The sequence below is a fragment of the Legionella longbeachae genome (assembly GCF_004283175.1).
GTDB lineage: Bacteria > Pseudomonadota > Gammaproteobacteria > Legionellales > Legionellaceae > Legionella > Legionella longbeachae.
This window is the reverse complement of the sequence record NZ_RXNW01000015.1, coordinates 58149-71007: the sequence shown is the minus strand read 5'-3', so window position 1 is coordinate 71007 and position 12859 is coordinate 58149. Positions and strand designations below refer to the sequence as shown.

Sequence of the window (12859 nt, the reverse complement as noted above, 5' to 3'; positions counted from 1 at the left end):
TTATCAAAATGTGTTAGTTTGTAATTATTGGTGCTCGTTTCGTGCATTAATGCTCGAATAGAGTTTTTTTGTAATGCAGTTTATCAAAAATTGCGAATCATATAACTAACCGGATTTAGAGAAAAATATGGATTTTGTTATTAATGAAAATGAGTTGGCTGCCTTGTGTGGTTTACCCCATGCCCAGCAATTGGCTTATTTACGAGGAATAAGGCCATACATGAATGTGAAAACAGGCATGGTTGGAATTGAGAGAGGTATTAGCTATCAATCTATTGCAGAGCAATTGTATATTGAGCCTCACCAAGGAATTAAAAGTGTCAGTTACTCAAAAGCTCAAATACGGCGTGCTCTTGGTGCCTTGGAACGGGTAGGGCTTATCAAATTTCAATCGGATGAGTACAAGTTAATTTTAAAATGTTTATTAGCAAGTCAGAATTATTATGTATCAAAAAAAGTAGTCACGAACCAGTCACACCAAGAGAACACTTACGAAAACAATAATCTCATTGAAAATAAAAGAGAATTTCTATCAAATGAAACAGATGTGCTCATATCTGATCTCAATAAAGCCGACACACCTCATATAAATAATGATTATTTATATTTATTTAAGCGATTCGAAAATTTTTGGTCATTTTATCCCAATAAAAAATCTAGGCAGAAAGCATGGGATGAATTTGAACGAATCAATCCTGATGAAGCTCTAACCACTCACATCATCACTGCTATTCAAGCACAAATCAAAAACAGAGAAGAACAACAACTTGCTGGGGAATGGCTTCCTCCCTGGAAATACCCTGCCAATTGGTTAGCCCAAAAATGCTGGAATGATGAAATTACTACAAGTACAGCAAAGGAGAAATGTAATGCGAAGTATGCAACAAATAATCAATCAAAAAAAGGTTCTTCAGTTTTCTGGGGGTCATGTGGTGAAGCCAGTTTCGACTTCGAAAGCGATACAAACTCCCAGCAAGGAACTGCAAATGTCATCCAGTTCAGCAAACTTTGATTATGACAAACGCATCGACACCTTGTTTAGCCGACTAGGGGGTATTTATGGCCATGTATGGGCGAATGCTTATCAAAATGAACGAGCCTTAGCCTTCGCTAAAAAAGAATGGTCGGAAACATTGCAATGCTTCGATAGCCTTGTTCTAAAAGATGCTTTATTGCAGATCCGTGTTCAGAAGCAGTATCCCCCAACACTTCCTCAATTCTATGAATGTTGTAAAGCCCTCAAAAATCGTCAAACCCCTTGCGGAATAAAAGATGATTCCAATAAACCACGAAACATGGAGGTCGCAGAAAAAAATATCAAAGCGATGTTTTCTCTCTTAAAAAAATAATCAAAACAGGAGTCTTGTTATGTTAGTACTTACCCGCCGCGTTGGAGAGCAAATCTTCATAAACAAAGGTCAAATTGAAATAAAAATCTTATATGTCCGCAAAGGTCATATCGCTGTAGGAATCAAAGCACCATCCAGTATAGAAGTAGATCGCAAGGAAATTTATTTAAGGAAATTGGCAAATCCGCAGAATGAAACCAGTCAAGAAATGGCACCGCAATCCAATTAATCATCAGAACCGGGCATGAAGCCCGGCTGGAGCTTGTTATGTTGAAATTATTATTTGTTACTTCTCTTGGCTTCATTGCCTTAACTACTCATGCAGCTAATGTCACACAAGTTAATCGCTATGCCACTGTTGCCAATAAACCACTGGCTGCTCAGATAAATCCTTTATTAGCGGTACAACAAATTCATTTTCCTCAAGAAGTTAAAACCATAGGTCAAGCTGTTGAATGGTGGCTTAGATACTCAGGATTTACACTGGTTGCCAAAGAGAAACAGCCTGAAAGCCTGCAAGCAGTTATGCGCCAACCTTTGCCTCAGATTGACAGAAACCTCGGGCCATTAACCGTTAGAGATGGTCTGGAAGTCCTTGTTGGACAACAAGTTTTTACCCTGATTGAAGACTCATTGCTACGGCAGGTGAATTTTCAATTAAAACCAACTGTTAAACCAAGGAGTAAATAATGATTACTCGCCAATTAATCACAAAGCTTAGCATTGCGAGCTTGAGTCTGGCTCTCATTGGCGGTGTTGTTCTTATCAAATGCCATTATATGGGAAAAACAAACGATACCGAGATTATCAGTACCCGTTTAAATGATATTCAGGCTCAACTCGGCAACTTGCAACAGACAGCAAGAAAACCTGATGAGAAAGTGGATTTAAGCGCCATTAATCAGGATTTCAATAAACTGGCTACCCTGATTGAAGAACTCAAATCCAAAGATGACAACACAATAAACCAGCTTATCACCGAGAATCGTGCAGAACTATCTCACAAACTGGATGCACTTCACGAGGTAATTAATTCACTGGATAAAAAGCAACATCCCGTTAAATACCTACCTGCAACCGCATTGCCTTTTAAGGTCATCAGCATAGACAGCATCCAGCAAGTCAGTGTTGCAACTGTGACTTATGACTTTAAAACCATTCCGCTTGAAAAGAGCGATAAATTAGCCGGTTGGTCTGTTTTACAAATTGATTTTGGCCAACAACGTATAGAGCTTGAAAACGGCAGTAAAGAGCGTGTTGTTGTCACTATGGAAGCTGACCTTGGTGATCAAAATGCTTAAATATTCAGTCTTGATGTTAGCTTTATTTGCGTGTGAAGCAACACACGCTGAATTGAATATTCCAGGTTTAAATCAGCAGTCATTGAATACTATGGCTATTCAGGATCAAACCTTGGCTAAAACAGGCCTAACCATTAATGAAGATGATCTGACCTCGGAACAAGACATCAATAAAATCAAGCTCACCGACAGTCAGCTTCATGAAGCCAAGGTATGGGGATTAACGATTGATGAAGAAAAGCGCTATGTCTTGCTCATGCAAAACAAAAGCAAATTCTATTATGAAGGTTTAAGACAAACACCCATTGATGTTCTGGGGCTTAATGCCAAAAACGAAACTGAACGTAACCATTTTGCAGATCTTGCAGCAACACAAGAAGCACAGAAGGTCAGCAAGAATATTGCATGGAACAATGCTTTTTACAAAGCGTATAACAAGCTGTTTGCCAATGTGCCTGTGGTCGGTGATTTTGATCCATCGCCTTATTCACCTTATGCCCAAAAGCCAGTGCAGTTAACTCAAGGCGACACGCTTTATTTCTTCGTGAAAGAAGCTGATGCCGCCAAGACCATTTTATTACTACTCACAGATGCAATAGAACAAACACCTGATACACGCCTGCATTTGATGTTGCTGGGATTTGATGATGCGTCTATCCAGATATGGGCTAATCAGCACCAAATACCACAACATCTTGTGAATAGCGGTCGAATCAGTTTGAACCATGGTGAACTCAGCTATCAGGCACTCAAAATTGCGAAGAAAACATCTCCATTATTGCTACTGTCCAAAAACGGCCATTCCAGCATTGTTGATTTGGGGAGGTTTTAGTATGAGAAAACTCTCTATTATTGCAGGTGTATTGATGATTACTTCTTGCTACGCATGGCAAGTCATCAATACAGAACAATATATCAAAGAAGCTCAATCCCAATTGACTGAGGAGTCTTTAAGGCTACAGGAAAAACTCGATGCAAGGTTACCTGTATCAAGCCAGGCAACTGTCGGCAAAGTGGAAAGACGAAAACTCGAACTAACCCACTTTACCAATCCTGTTTTTATCATCGGTGATGATGCTGTTTCACGCCAATGGCTTAAGGAGCATTTAGCGGAACTAGAGGGAGCAAATGCACTGGGATTTGTTGCCAATATAACAGAAAGCGAACAATTACAAGCGCTTCAACAACTGACCAAAGCTCCTTTGTTACCCGCTAATGTCGATGACGTAATGGCCATATTTCAAGAAAGCCATTACCCACTTGCGTTTATCGAGGGGGAACTATGGCAATAAAGACTCAAACTCAAAAAAAATCCAAAAGATTCATCATGAGCCTATTATTACTTGTTCTATTGGGCTGGTTAATTTTATTGGGTTGGGTTTTAAGTCTTTGGTGCTGCTCAGGCTTTGATACAGCTTTTAATTCGGTAACCACGCTATCTCAAAAACAAACAACGGCTATCACTGATTTTAATGATATTGCGATAGCCGAGAAGCTTAAATCATGGTTAGAAATCATACCTGCGCATGAAGTAACGCACAGGGTAACTCAAGCACAACTGTTAATTAAAAACGAACTGAATAATGTACTTCCTGAACCAACTTCTGAATTAAACGATATTGCAGACGATTTAATTCATATCAGCAAACAGGTTTGGTTGCTGATAAGTCTTACGATACAGGTCATGTTGATAAAGCTCCTCATTCTTTTGGCAGCTATTCCCTTATTCATACTGGCTATGACTTCGGGTCTTATTGATGGGCTTAATCAACGCGCCATTCGCACAGCCTCTTTAGGGCGCGAATCTTCTTATGTTTTTCATCGACTCAATTATTACTTCAAACGTGGTTTATTGATGTTGCTGGCTTTATGGCTGGCAATCCCTGTGAGTATTACACCTGCTTTTGTATTTGTACCAGTCAGCATCTTGTTGAGTGTGATGGTTTCTGTCACCGCAAGCCGCTTTAAGAAATATTTGTGAGGAGAAAAAATGAAACGATTCTTGTTAGTACTCATGCTAAGTCTGCCTTTTGCCTCTCATGCCAGCGAAGAAGCCTTGAACCAAACATTGGTCAGAGTCATTAACCAAATCAATGCAGTCATGCCTTTACTGGATGAAGCACAAAGTGAAATTGAACCCAACACCCGTATTCAATTGCACATCGAATCTTTTGAAGGAGCCGATGGCAAAACTCACGCGGGTCTTCGCAACGATTTACTGGCCATTAGAAATGCCTTGATTGACTACATCAACAAGCCAGCCATTGAACCTAAAACAATTAAGCCGCTGTCGCTTGATTTTATCGGGAAGTAATCATGAGCAAAGTTGATATCGCTAAAACATTCGCAGCAAGTTTCAAACAGGCCGCAGGAGATACTGCGGCAAGTGCCTACTCTGGTTGCATTCGTTTTATCGCCATTATGTTGGTCATTATTGCTGTGATGTGGTGCATCAACCATTTCATGAGTCATACAGAAAAAGAGCAGGAAGGTTTTCTTGTGCTTCTCGGCTCACGCTTAATCCGCATCGTTCCGGGATTTTGTTTATTCATTCTTATTTTAATCGTCAAGGGGAGTTAACTATGAACAATACCATCGCCACAGTAAAGCAATGGGGGCAAAGGCTGGGTTTAGGGCTTATGGCCTTAAATTATGCGCCAGCCTTATTTGCTGACAACTGGTTTCCGAAGATTTCCAACGCAGATGACATCAGTGACGGCAATAAAAGCATGATGACTGTTACCGGAAATTACGTCAGACAAGGCTTGGGATTATTGCTGTTTATTGCTGCCGTTATGAGTTTTATCAAATTCATTACTACCGTACAGCATGGTATTGAGGAATCCAAGAAAAATGATGGCTCAATGGTCGCTTTCGGAACCTTCGCTGTCATGGGGATTACATATCTTGCCATCAGTATTGTTGCAGGCTATGTGGGCTACAGCATGATAACCAAGTTCAAGATTTAAGGTGCCAACCCATGAACCAACCGTCATCACGTCATTTGTCTCATGATTATGAGGCATACAAGGGGCTAAGCCTAAGAGAGCTATTCTGGATAGTAGTTGTCACCACTCCATCTATGAGCCTTCTGTTTAGCTTGGCCGGTTCCTTTACAGGTTTTCCCCTGGCTTGTGGCTGCGTTGGTTTTTTAGTGGGGTTTATTGTCTCAATTACCGTATGCCCTAAACGTGTCGCTCGTCTGAAATCAGGAAAGCCCCATGGTTATTTAATGAAAAAAACCATCCTGACTTTGACACGTTTGGGTTTAAAGCGCTCTCCATATCATCACCATGTCGGTACATGGCAAAAATCCAAAATCGTGAGGAAATCCCATGTTTAATTACTGGAAAAAAGTAGACAGTTTAAATCATATCAATCGCTTGTTACTGGCATTTGTCACCGTACTCATTTTGATTGTAGCAGGGTTGATTATTACGCTTGCCAAGCTGCCCAATCGCTTTGAGTTTTGGCTCACACCGGCCATGACGATTAATGGCGGTTTAATTAAAGAAAATCAGGTTCCCAAAGAGTATGTGCAAGGTTTTGTTGCTACTTTAATCCCTGCATTGAATACCTGGTCCAATACAGGAAAAACAGAGTTCGCCAATAACCTTGCCAGCTTTCATTATTATTTTACCCCGCGCCATCAGCAATTAATGGAAAAAACAATGATTGCTTATAAGGATGCTCAACTCTTTAACCGCTCTCAGGTCGCAAGCCTTTATCGCTTCATGGAAGACGGGGATGTAAAACCGCTGGATGATAATACCTGGGAAGTCCATTTGGTCTTGCGAGTAACTCAAAGATTAAAAGACGACAGCCCCATGGTCATTGCCGACAAGGTGGTTGATTACCATATTCGTGTGGTCAAAGTAACGCTGTCTCGCCTGCAAAACCCCTTTCAGCTAGCCATTGATGGGTATACCCAACCGGAAACACTGGTTAAAGATTTGTTAGCTACTCACTTGGAGGAAAAACAACATGAAAAAGTTTAAACGGTTATTGGCTTTGATGAGCATGACTTGCAGTATTCAATCCTTCGCGCTCGATGCAGAGCATGTGTTATGGGATAAAACGCCCATTCCACTGGATTTATCTTTAAGCGAAGAACGGCTGGTACATTTCCCACAAGCCATCAGCATTGTGGACAATGAGGCAGGCAATAAAATTGCAGTACTCAAGGTTCAGGATACTTTATACCTTAAAGGTAAAGATGCTTTTGAAAACAAACGCTTGCTGGTACAGCTTATGCCCCAAGGTGAAGTCATTATCCTCAATCTCACCGTCAAAGAAAAAGTCGTTGCAGGAAAACCTGTTGAAATTCTGCTTGATAGTAAGGAAGAAACAGCCACACAAGAATCGGCTAATACCTTTGATGTAAATGCCATCACGCTTACCCGTTTTGCTATTCAGTCATTGTACGCACCACAAAGATTACTGGTGATTCCTGAAGGTATAGGCAGAACACCCATGCAAACCAGACGGCAAATCAATCTGTTTTATGGCGCGAGCATTGAAGCGCGACCATTGATTTCATGGCATGGCGGCACTTTTTATGTCACCGCAGTGGAACTGAAAAATCTGTTAAACAAGGAAGTCATTGTTGATCCTCGCCGTATGGTAGGTAATTGGCAAACCGCTACTTTCTACCCCAGCAATACTTTAGCAGCACGCGGCAAGGAAGATACAACCACGGTCTTTCTGGTTTCTGACAGACCATTTAGTACGGCATTAGCCAACAGTCGGGAGTATGTACGATGAAAAAAAATGCCGGATTAAAAGTGTTAACAGGTGTTGTGATTGGTGTGGCTGCACTCATTTTAATGAACAGTAACCATCATTCCAATGAACCAGCCAAACAAAAGAGCGATCCCAATAATCTGAACGAAGCCATTGCCAGACAGTTTAACGACAACATTCGTGATGTTGCTGCAAGGTTACAAGAAACTGAGAAGAAACTGGCAAGCCTTGAGTCTGAAAACAACAGGCTTAAATCAAACAATTCAGAGATAACAGAAAACAGCAATCCTGATCTCATCAAAGATTTGGAAAAACTGAAAGAGGAAATCGCTTCGCTTAAAACAGCTAATGAAACGCCACAAGAGGATAAACCTTATGTCGTTAATGGTGAAACCGCGGCTTCGCCTGAAAAAGAGAAAAATATTAAAGACATTGATCTCCTATTGATGAAGCACGAAAACAATCAGACGGAACTGGCTTATTGGGAACGACTGAAAGAAAAAGGCGATGCACTTACTCACCAAACCAAATCTGATACAGCCAAAAGTGAAAGCAAAAAATCTATCCCTTATTACACCATTCCAGCAGGCTCCGATCTTGGTCGAACTACCTTGTTATCTGCCCTGATTGGAGAAGTACCGGTTGAGGGAAAATTAATGCAACCGCTATTTCCATTTTCCGCCATTATTAATCGCGGGGATTTAATGGCTGCCAATGGCATTCCCTTACCACCTGATATTTCAGGCATGAAGGTTAATGGTTATGCCATAGGCGTGGGATCATTTCTGGATAATATCAGTTGTGTTCGAGCTTATGTGACCTCTGCTTTATTCGTCTTTGATGATGGCCATTTTGTCACTGTAGGCAAAGAGCAAATGACCGGAACCGCTGAGATGGTGAATAACGAAAGTCTGGGGTATCTAACCACGGCTTTTGGTAATCCTTGCATTAAAGGCCAGTATTTTACCAATGCACCCAGAGTCCTTACAGCACTTATGGCCTCAGACGGAATCAAAGGATTTGGTAATGCGCTGTCTCAATGGCAAATGACCTACAGCGCTAATGCCAATGGCGCCACTGGTACACCAACAGGCTCTATGGGTAACTACGCTTTGGGAGGCGCATTATCCCAAGGCACGGTAAAGGCTGCCGACTGGCTTGAAAAAAGAATTCAGGGCAGCTTCGACATGGTTTTTGTTCCCGCATCGATTGGGTACAAACCAACCAGACTTTCATTTCATATCACACAAACCATCAACCTTGATAAAGAAACCAATGGGAGAGTATTAGATTATGGCCATTTACAACAAACTGCACACGATTTTAGTCTTAGGTAGCACGATGGCTTTATGTGCTTGCGCTTCCAACTCAATTAGTTCTACTGCCATTCCCGAAGGAGGTCTGACAGTAAGCCAGATTTATCAGCAAAGCCTTGGCGAACCCATGCAAAGCTGGTCAGTAAAACGAACACAAACCAAGCCAGTTAATTATGCCGGTTACACACGTGATGCGTCTAACGAGATTCAAAATCTGTTTAAACCGTTGGACAACCCGCAAATTCCTATTTACGTGTTCCCGCATGTGGCTTTGATTGGTGATGAGCAATTATTAAAGCCGGGATATACCACTGGATTTTTCCTCTATAAACAAAACCAGTTTGCCTTGGCATCCGAGCAGTATTAAGGGGAACCTATGAAACAGATATTCAATCAAATAAGTAATTGGCTGGTGAGCGAAAAAAATAATACCGCAATCACTGAAAAAGCCATTCAAAAAAGATTTGAAAATCAGAAGCCGTCATTTTCAGATCAACTGGCGGTTGCTGATTTTTGTGATGAGCGCAACATCTTCCTATTGAATGACGGAGTAAGCATTGGTTCCGGGTTTGAACTGGCAAGCATACCTGTCGAAGCGGCTTCTCCTTCTCATCTGGAATCCATCTTTAACAAAATCAGAGATACTTTTGCAGCCGTTGTGCCATTACATAAGGAAGATCCCTGGGTAATGCAAATGTATGTTAATGATGATTACAGCCTGAAACCCGTGTTGCATCATATCGAAAAGAGCATACAACCCACTATCGTCAATACGCCATTTACACAAGACTATCTTTCACGTCTCGATGATTTGTTTACCAAGATGACAAGACCGGAAGGGCTATTTGTTGATCCTAAAACTGATGTGCCTTATCGCGGCAGAAGAAGACGCGTGCGGGTATTGTTTTATCGTCTGTACCAACAGATACAAACCACTCGTGAGCAAGCAATCATTGAACATCAGGAAGTGATGGCACAAATTGAAAGCAAACTAAAATCACCCGGTCTGCAACTGAAACAACTGACAGGAAAAGATTACTATCAATGGTGGATTCGCTGGTTTAATCCCAATCCTGAAATAACCGAAGGTAACATTGAAGAACTACTGGCACGATTTCCTTATCCAAGCCAAAAACCGGCGGGCTTTTCCCTAAGCCAGGCTATTCTTTTTAATGAACCTCAGAGTAGTGAACAAGGGTTTGTATTTGATGGTTATCAGCAGCGAGTTCTCTATATTGACGGATTAAGAGAAGCCCCTGAAATTGGACTTTTGTCACGTGAAAAGTCACAAGCCAATCCCAAACATCGTTATGCGCTTTTAGACAAATTGCCGGAAGGTGCAACTTACAGCATACAGGTGACTTTCAGTAACGATGAAGCACTTGATGTCCATTTGATGCAGCTGGAAAAAGGTATTGTAGGTACCAGTTTAAAACCACAACAGGTACGTGATGATATCAAAACAGCGCGTGATGAATTATCCATGGGAAACCGTTTGTTCTGGGTTAATCAAGCCATATTCTACCGAGCGAAAACCAATGCAGAAGCCATTCAGATTGAAAAGGATTTAAAAGAACTATTTATTGAAGCCAAAATACCACTCATTCCATCTTGTTACGACCTTCATCCTCTAAACAGTTACCTTAACGCGTTGCCTTTTAACTTCATACCTCAATATGCCCGTCAATATTTACGTTTTGACAGGCTGATGTATGCCTCAGAACTTGCAGCTTTGTTGCCGGTTTATGGGCGTAATCAAGGAGCGCGTCATCTACCTTGTTTTACCTTCTTCAACCGTTTGGGTGAACCAGTCCTTTTTGATGTGTTACATCATGACTTTATCAGCCAGAACTCGCACATGGCGCTTTTTGCTAATTCCGGCGGTGGAAAATCAGTGGCAACAGGCTGGATGATTAATTCTCTGATGGCGACTAAAAATGCCCGTATTGTGCTTTTTGAAATGGGAAACTCATTCGACAGGATGCTGATTCATGCTAAAGCCCACGGCAAAAAAACTAAGCAATTGTTGTTGAGCAATAAAAAAGGAGAAGCCGTTCCTTTAAATCCTTTTTGTGAAGCCTATAAAGCCTTATCCGAAATCAGTGAAAGTTTAAGTGAAGAACAGGCAACCCAGCTCGCTCAAAAAATTATGGATATCAAATCAGGTTTGGCAGAACAAGCCAACCATTTAGAGCAAGCCTGTGATGAAGGCTCTCGCAGCTATCTTGCAGAACTGTCGCTTGCCCTTCGTACCATGATTACCGAAGCTAATGCGATTGAAGAAGAACAATTTACGCAGGCCGATGAAACATTGTTAATTGAAGTATTAAGTGATGCAATTTTAACGTCGTTTAAAAATGATGTGCCACAAATGCTTACGGAACATGTGGTCGCTGCCTTTGAACGGCGTATGAACAGGGAAACGGTTGCACGCAAGAAAGACCGGATACTTGATATGCACGACCGCCTGAAAAGTTACGTCATTAACAGTTCCAAATCACGTTTTTTTAACGTACCTACTGAACCACTGGGTGATTTTGATATTTTCCATATTGATATCTCAGCTATTAAAGATGACACCGGAAAACTTGCCCTGGTTATGGTGTCTTTGTTGCCACGCATCCTTGCTATGGCAGAAGCGACTCAAAATGATAACCGATCTACTTTTATGTTTATTGATGAATCCCATCTTCAATTTCAAATACCAAGCGTAGTCACCAGTTGCTTGCTGGTAGCAAAGGTAGCAAGAAAACTTGGATTGTGGCTGGTAGCAATTACCCAAAACGTCACCGATATGAATTCGGAGAAAGCCACCAAAATTCTATCACTGATAGAAACATGGATTTTATTGGGTCTGGATGAAAAAGAAATCAATGATGTAAAGCAATTCAAACATTTAACCCCACAACAGGAAGCCTTAATCAGGGATATTGATTCACAAAAAGGATTGTATGCAGAAGCCGTTTTGTTAGGTTCACGTTATCAAGGATTATTTCGTGTGATTCCACCCCGTTATCTGCTGGCTCTTTTAATGACTGAAAAATCAGAAAAAGCAGAACGATATACCTTGGAGAAAGAACATGATGTCCTTAAAGCCGCTGAACTTATTGCCCAAAGACTGGAAAATAAACCACAAAAGCAACGCCATGATGATTGCTTTTATGATGATTAGCGCAAGCTCACTACACGCTGCTGAAAGCATTGAACCGCCTCATCCTATAAGCAGTATTGGTATTGCAACGAAAGTATTTAGTAAACTCTTTACCAATAGTCATTATAAAATCATAGGTAATTGCACCTGGGCAGTGGGAAAACTTCCGCCCAAGCTGGTTCCAGTACCATCAGTCGAGCAATTTCTTCCTGACTTGATTGTGACAGTAGCCAATCGCCCTGAAACCAATCCGTGGATTGAGGCTAAAGCTCTCTATGAAAATCCAGCGAGTCAGGCGTTATATCAGCAAACCTATAAACTTGCGACTGGTTCTGAACTTGGATTTGGTGATGATGCCGGGCAAACCAGTACTATGCACATCAATGAAGAACGTACTCGTGTAGTGGATGTAATAGGAAGCCCGGCAGGCTTATATCGATTTCCTTATCTGTCGCACTGGAGTGAAACACGTTTTGGCTATCCTTATTACCTGAGCGAAGCCGATGCTGTTGCTGACCGTACTGAAATCGCTGAAATAACTTATATGGCAACCCATCCGCAATTATTGTTTAACCATGATATTGGCAGCGCAACTCAAGTGTGGGGTCATGAAATTCCTCGACTCATGCGGGTAACTCATCCTTCACGGTTCAGGGCATCAATGGTGGCCGCACTTCATGCTGCAGACATTGTGACGAACAAAAACAGTTTGCATATTACCCAAAGTACCAGCAATACCTGCGGCTCTAATTGTGTGGTTTCCAATGTCATATTTGATGCCAATAACAAAAATGTCATTTGGCAGGAAGTATACCCCCAAAACCGCAATATCAATTTTAATGATTCCAGTGATATGGGTATCGAGGATGAAAAAGCAGGGAACGGCAATTATATCTTTGTCGTCTGGCGTAAATACAGGGGCTGTATTCAGCATGAAGGAAAGCTGGTGCGTGCCTTGTCTTTCCCCAAAGTGGGTCAACCTCAAAAACGATAGGAACT

General features: G+C 41.4%; 18 protein-coding genes. All 18 read left to right on the top strand.

Translation table 11 applies throughout. The features are described 5' to 3' along the window. Positions 1 to 127 precede the first annotated feature (127 nt). From EKG34_RS14805 to EKG34_RS14720, 18 genes are read left to right on the top strand one after another with little or no spacing between them, the layout of a single operon-like run. Complete coding sequence (locus tag EKG34_RS14805; protein ID WP_080619684.1) at positions 128 to 1012, top strand: Vir protein; 885 nt, start codon at positions 128 to 130, stop codon at positions 1010 to 1012. Beyond that, the gene (locus tag EKG34_RS14800) at positions 987 to 1349 is read left to right on the top strand and encodes a hypothetical protein (protein WP_040186079.1); all 363 of its coding nucleotides are present in this window, start codon (positions 987 to 989) and stop codon (positions 1347 to 1349) included. Before EKG34_RS14805 ends, EKG34_RS14800 begins: the two co-directional genes overlap by 26 nt. A 19-nt stretch (positions 1350 to 1368) precedes the next feature. Next, positions 1369 to 1578 (top strand): carbon storage regulator, encoded by a 210-nt coding sequence (locus tag EKG34_RS14795; protein WP_040186081.1) that lies wholly within the window; start codon positions 1369 to 1371, stop codon positions 1576 to 1578. Positions 1579 to 1616: 38 nt separating this feature from the next. After that, complete coding sequence (gene pilL2 / locus EKG34_RS14790; RefSeq protein ID WP_080619685.1) at positions 1617 to 2039, top strand: PFGI-1 class ICE element type IV pilus protein PilL2; 423 nt, start codon at positions 1617 to 1619, stop codon at positions 2037 to 2039. Beyond that, entirely contained in the window at positions 2039 to 2650 is a 612-nt protein-coding gene (locus tag EKG34_RS14785; protein ID WP_080619686.1) for a hypothetical protein, read from the top strand. The genes pilL2 and EKG34_RS14785 overlap by 1 nt, the downstream gene beginning before the upstream one ends. Next, entirely contained in the window at positions 2643 to 3482 is an 840-nt protein-coding gene (locus EKG34_RS14780) for a TIGR03759 family integrating conjugative element protein (protein ID WP_080619687.1), read from the top strand. Before EKG34_RS14785 ends, EKG34_RS14780 begins: the two co-directional genes overlap by 8 nt. A gap of 1 nt (position 3483) precedes the next feature. After that, entirely contained in the window at positions 3484 to 3942 is a 459-nt protein-coding gene (locus EKG34_RS14775; protein WP_080619688.1) for an integrating conjugative element protein, read from the top strand. Beyond that, positions 3933 to 4631 carry a TIGR03747 family integrating conjugative element membrane protein gene (locus EKG34_RS14770; RefSeq protein WP_080619689.1) on the top strand — a complete coding sequence of 233 codons (699 nt, stop codon included), beginning with the start codon at positions 3933 to 3935 and terminating at the stop codon, positions 4629 to 4631. Before EKG34_RS14775 ends, EKG34_RS14770 begins: the two co-directional genes overlap by 10 nt. Before the next feature lie 9 nt (positions 4632 to 4640). Next, positions 4641 to 4964: a hypothetical protein gene (locus EKG34_RS14765; RefSeq protein WP_080619690.1), complete on the top strand. Its 324-nt coding sequence runs from the start codon at positions 4641 to 4643 to the stop codon at positions 4962 to 4964. A gap of 2 nt (positions 4965 to 4966) precedes the next feature. Beyond that, a complete protein-coding gene (locus EKG34_RS14760) occupies positions 4967 to 5230 on the top strand; it encodes a hypothetical protein (RefSeq protein WP_080619691.1) in 264 nt (87 codons plus the stop codon). Between the two features lie 2 nt (positions 5231 to 5232). Continuing rightward, on the top strand, positions 5233 to 5619 hold the full coding sequence (locus EKG34_RS14755; RefSeq protein WP_080619692.1) for a hypothetical protein: 387 nt from the start codon (positions 5233 to 5235) through the stop codon (positions 5617 to 5619). Positions 5620 to 5630: 11 nt separating this feature from the next. After that, entirely contained in the window at positions 5631 to 5993 is a 363-nt protein-coding gene (locus EKG34_RS14750; RefSeq protein ID WP_080619693.1) for a TIGR03750 family conjugal transfer protein, read from the top strand. Continuing rightward, positions 5986 to 6648: a DUF2895 family protein gene (locus tag EKG34_RS14745; RefSeq protein ID WP_080619694.1), complete on the top strand. Its 663-nt coding sequence runs from the start codon at positions 5986 to 5988 to the stop codon at positions 6646 to 6648. Before EKG34_RS14750 ends, EKG34_RS14745 begins: the two co-directional genes overlap by 8 nt. Beyond that, on the top strand, positions 6635 to 7414 hold the full coding sequence (locus EKG34_RS14740) for a TIGR03749 family integrating conjugative element protein (RefSeq protein WP_080619695.1): 780 nt from the start codon (positions 6635 to 6637) through the stop codon (positions 7412 to 7414). Before EKG34_RS14745 ends, EKG34_RS14740 begins: the two co-directional genes overlap by 14 nt. Further along, entirely contained in the window at positions 7411 to 8730 is a 1320-nt protein-coding gene (locus EKG34_RS14735; protein ID WP_080619696.1) for a TIGR03752 family integrating conjugative element protein, read from the top strand. The genes EKG34_RS14740 and EKG34_RS14735 overlap by 4 nt, the downstream gene beginning before the upstream one ends. Next, a complete protein-coding gene (locus tag EKG34_RS14730; RefSeq protein ID WP_080619697.1) occupies positions 8687 to 9076 on the top strand; it encodes a TIGR03751 family conjugal transfer lipoprotein in 390 nt (129 codons plus the stop codon). Before EKG34_RS14735 ends, EKG34_RS14730 begins: the two co-directional genes overlap by 44 nt. 9 nt (positions 9077 to 9085) lie before the next feature. Then, positions 9086 to 11881, top strand: coding sequence for a conjugative transfer ATPase (locus EKG34_RS14725; protein WP_080619698.1), 2796 nt, complete (start codon positions 9086 to 9088; stop codon positions 11879 to 11881). Beyond that, the gene (locus tag EKG34_RS14720) at positions 11856 to 12854 is read left to right on the top strand and encodes a TIGR03756 family integrating conjugative element protein (protein WP_080619699.1); all 999 of its coding nucleotides are present in this window, start codon (positions 11856 to 11858) and stop codon (positions 12852 to 12854) included. Before EKG34_RS14725 ends, EKG34_RS14720 begins: the two co-directional genes overlap by 26 nt. Positions 12855 to 12859: the final 5 nt, after the last annotated feature.

What these genes read in the sequence shown, in the direction of transcription:
- EKG34_RS14735 (WP_080619696.1), top strand. Translation starts at nt 7,411, where the DNA reads ATGAAAAAAAATGCCGGATTAAAAGTGTTAACAGGTGTTGTGATTGGT.
- EKG34_RS14800 (WP_040186079.1), top strand. Translation starts at nt 987, where the DNA reads ATGTCATCCAGTTCAGCAAACTTTGATTATGACAAACGCATCGACACC.
- EKG34_RS14805 (WP_080619684.1), top strand. Translation starts at nt 128, where the DNA reads ATGGATTTTGTTATTAATGAAAATGAGTTGGCTGCCTTGTGTGGTTTA.
- EKG34_RS14775 (WP_080619688.1), top strand. Translation starts at nt 3,484, where the DNA reads ATGAGAAAACTCTCTATTATTGCAGGTGTATTGATGATTACTTCTTGC.
- EKG34_RS14780 (WP_080619687.1), top strand. Translation starts at nt 2,643, where the DNA reads ATGCTTAAATATTCAGTCTTGATGTTAGCTTTATTTGCGTGTGAAGCA.
- EKG34_RS14730 (WP_080619697.1), top strand. Translation starts at nt 8,687, where the DNA reads ATGGCCATTTACAACAAACTGCACACGATTTTAGTCTTAGGTAGCACG.
- EKG34_RS14770 (WP_080619689.1), top strand. Translation starts at nt 3,933, where the DNA reads ATGGCAATAAAGACTCAAACTCAAAAAAAATCCAAAAGATTCATCATG.
- EKG34_RS14795 (WP_040186081.1), top strand. Translation starts at nt 1,369, where the DNA reads ATGTTAGTACTTACCCGCCGCGTTGGAGAGCAAATCTTCATAAACAAA.
- EKG34_RS14740 (WP_080619695.1), top strand. Translation starts at nt 6,635, where the DNA reads ATGAAAAAGTTTAAACGGTTATTGGCTTTGATGAGCATGACTTGCAGT.
- pilL2 (WP_080619685.1), top strand. Translation starts at nt 1,617, where the DNA reads ATGTTGAAATTATTATTTGTTACTTCTCTTGGCTTCATTGCCTTAACT.
- EKG34_RS14750 (WP_080619693.1), top strand. Translation starts at nt 5,631, where the DNA reads ATGAACCAACCGTCATCACGTCATTTGTCTCATGATTATGAGGCATAC.
- EKG34_RS14745 (WP_080619694.1), top strand. Translation starts at nt 5,986, where the DNA reads ATGTTTAATTACTGGAAAAAAGTAGACAGTTTAAATCATATCAATCGC.
- EKG34_RS14785 (WP_080619686.1), top strand. Translation starts at nt 2,039, where the DNA reads ATGATTACTCGCCAATTAATCACAAAGCTTAGCATTGCGAGCTTGAGT.
- EKG34_RS14765 (WP_080619690.1), top strand. Translation starts at nt 4,641, where the DNA reads ATGAAACGATTCTTGTTAGTACTCATGCTAAGTCTGCCTTTTGCCTCT.
- EKG34_RS14720 (WP_080619699.1), top strand. Translation starts at nt 11,856, where the DNA reads ATGATGATTGCTTTTATGATGATTAGCGCAAGCTCACTACACGCTGCT.
- EKG34_RS14755 (WP_080619692.1), top strand. Translation starts at nt 5,233, where the DNA reads ATGAACAATACCATCGCCACAGTAAAGCAATGGGGGCAAAGGCTGGGT.
- EKG34_RS14760 (WP_080619691.1), top strand. Translation starts at nt 4,967, where the DNA reads ATGAGCAAAGTTGATATCGCTAAAACATTCGCAGCAAGTTTCAAACAG.
- EKG34_RS14725 (WP_080619698.1), top strand. Translation starts at nt 9,086, where the DNA reads ATGAAACAGATATTCAATCAAATAAGTAATTGGCTGGTGAGCGAAAAA.